We start from the raw sequence: 2,529 nt of genomic DNA, 5'->3' as shown, positions 1-2,529 counted from the left end.
ACTATAGACATGTTCTTATCACAATATTTTTTTATAAGCTTAAGCGGTACTCTAAAGTAGTCTATATCATGTTTCAGCAATTGTGAGATATACTTTTTATTTGCAAACTTATAGCTTGTTTTTTCCCTCATAGTTATCTTGTGGCTCTCATATTTAATATTGCTCTAATACTCCTATACATTGAAATTGATTTTAGCATTAAAATAGAATTTTTGTAAGTTTTCGGAATTAAAACAATTGAGAAAACTGAAACAAAATATGATACCACTGTTGCCACCGCAACACCATTTATCCCATATTTTGGTATCATAATAATATTCAAGACCACATTAACTATAGCACCAATGAATGTTCTGTAAAACGAGATTTTGGTATAATTTTCGGCTATTAAATACTGGCTACTTGCCACACCTAAAAATACAAATATCCCAGCCCAAACATATATTCTCAATACACCCGCAGCAGCTTGGTATTGTGTACCAAATAGTATCCTTATAATATCATTTGCTAATAATGCCACAGGCAATGCTATGCCTATTGCCAACCAGGTCATCAAATCATATAATTTTTGCAATCTTCCATAGTATAGTTCCTCACTTGTTTTTTTTGCATTAATAATAGCCGGAAAAAAAGAACTTGTGATAGCCATAGGAATAAAATACCATACTTCAGATAATCTAACTGCTACTGCGTAATTACCTACTGCTTTTGCATCAAGCATATTTTTTATCATTACCTGGTCAATTCTCATATAGATAGATATAGCTACACCTGATAATATAAGCGGCCAGGAATCTCTTAATAGCCTTTTTGCTAAATCAAATTTTATTTTCCAATTAAATAGACTCAGTTTTTGTTTTATGTATGCCGTTACAAGACCTATGGCTAGAATTACACTTTCTATCACCATAACAGCCGCAAAATATATCAATCCTGCTCCAAGGGATATCAATAAAAGCTTTATAATAGCAACCGAAATTCCAGAAATTGTCCGAGCATAAACAGCATACTTTGACAATACCTTTGCTCGGAAATAAAAATCTATGACATTAAAAGATTGAAAAATTGTTCCAATAGCAATTATGAAAATAAGTAAGTTAGTAAAACTGTCATTATTGGTAAATCTAACGGCAATGGTAAGGATTGCCAAGAGTAAAATAGAACCGATAAATTTAAGAGCAAAGGTAGTGCCAAGCAATCTGTCTCTTTCTCTCTCGTCTTTCACTAAATCCCTGACAACAATATTATCTAATCCCAATGTGGCAATAGCTAAGAAAAGTGTTACAAAACTTCCTGCATAGCTCAATAATCCATAATTAGCCGGGCCTAAGTATCGAGCTACATATACACCTACAAAAAAAACAATAACTAATCTTAAAATTCTTTCAAAAAGAAGCCATCCTGTATTTGCAAAATATCTTTTAAAACCAGCAGAAAAGTGTATCAGTTCGTGTAAATTTTGGAAATTCCTTGAAACAGAAAGCCTTCCTATCATTCTTCTTGTATCCACTTTAACATTTTTCTAATGCCTGTGAACTTATCAACCTTTGGTTCCCATCCAATCAATTTCCTTGCTTTTTCAATGTTGGCTACAAATACCTTCTGGTCACTTGCCCTCCATGGAAGTTTTGTGTATTGAAGCCTTAAATCCAACTCTCTTTCTAAAAAGTCAAATAACTCAAGCAAAGATAAACTATTCTCCATTCCACCACCAATATTAAAAGCCTTACCCTTTGCCTGTTCTATTTTTTCCACTGTATCAAAGTAAAGTCTAATAACATCATCTGAATTTAAGACATCTCTTACTTGTTTCCCGTCACCAGATATAGTAAAGGGCTCCTTTAAAATACCTTTCTTTGTCTCAATTGCCTTTTGACAAAACCACCCAATCCAGCCCTGATCATAGGTGGCAAACTGCCTACCTCCATACATAGAAGAGTGTCTAAAGACCACGGTTTTCAATCCAAACATCCGTGCGTAATCAAGCATATACTGGTCTGCCACGCCCTTTGAACAACCATAAGGGGAATGAAAATCCAACCTTAGTGATTCGTTAAAACCATTTGGGAAATCTGGAGTTATATATCTTGTTTCAGTCTCTTTATACCTTACCCATTCTAAATCACCATATACCTTGTTTGTTGAAGAATAAATCACTATGCTTTCAGGTGCATACTTTCTAACTGCTTCTAATAGATTAAATGTTCCCAGAGCATTTACTTCAAAATCAAATCTTGGATTATCTATGGATGTGGTCATTGCCACCTGACCCGCAAGATGAAAAATAACATCAGGTTTTACATCTTTTATAACTTTTTCAATATCATTGGCATTTCTTATGTCAGCGTGGATAAATTTAAACTCCCCTTGAGATTTTAGCCACTCTAAATTTTGATAAGAACCATAGCGATATAGATTATCAAAAATAATGAGTTCCTCTTTTCTTTTTAAAACCTCTGCAGATAAATTGCTTCCCATAAAACCGCAACCGCCTGTTATTAGGTATCGCACTTAATAAACTCCTTAAAC

Annotated in this window: 2 protein-coding genes; both read right to left on the bottom strand. The window is 33.7% G+C overall.

The annotated features are described in order from the left end of the window. Positions 1 to 133: 133 nt before the first annotated feature. Positions 134 to 1,495: a flippase gene (locus tag J7J33_02830; protein ID MCD6168227.1), complete on the bottom strand. Its 1,362-nt coding sequence runs from the start codon at positions 1,493 to 1,495 to the stop codon at positions 134 to 136. Beyond that, entirely contained in the window at positions 1,492 to 2,511 is a 1,020-nt protein-coding gene (locus J7J33_02825; GenBank protein ID MCD6168226.1) for a GDP-mannose 4,6-dehydratase, read from the bottom strand. The genes J7J33_02830 and J7J33_02825 overlap by 4 nt, the downstream gene beginning before the upstream one ends. Between the last annotated feature and the right edge of the window lie 18 nt (positions 2,512 to 2,529).

Source organism: Caldisericia bacterium, from assembly GCA_021158845.1.
GTDB lineage: Bacteria > Caldisericota > Caldisericia > B22-G15 > B22-G15 > B22-G15.
The sequence above is the reverse complement of the archived record's forward strand: the minus strand, read 5'-3'. Positions and strand labels throughout refer to the sequence as shown.

Bases quoted from the DNA above. Each gene is read 5' to 3' on its own strand.
- J7J33_02830 (MCD6168227.1), bottom strand. From the start codon at position 1,495: ATGATAGGAAGGCTTTCTGTTTCAAGGAATTTCCAAAATTTACACGAA.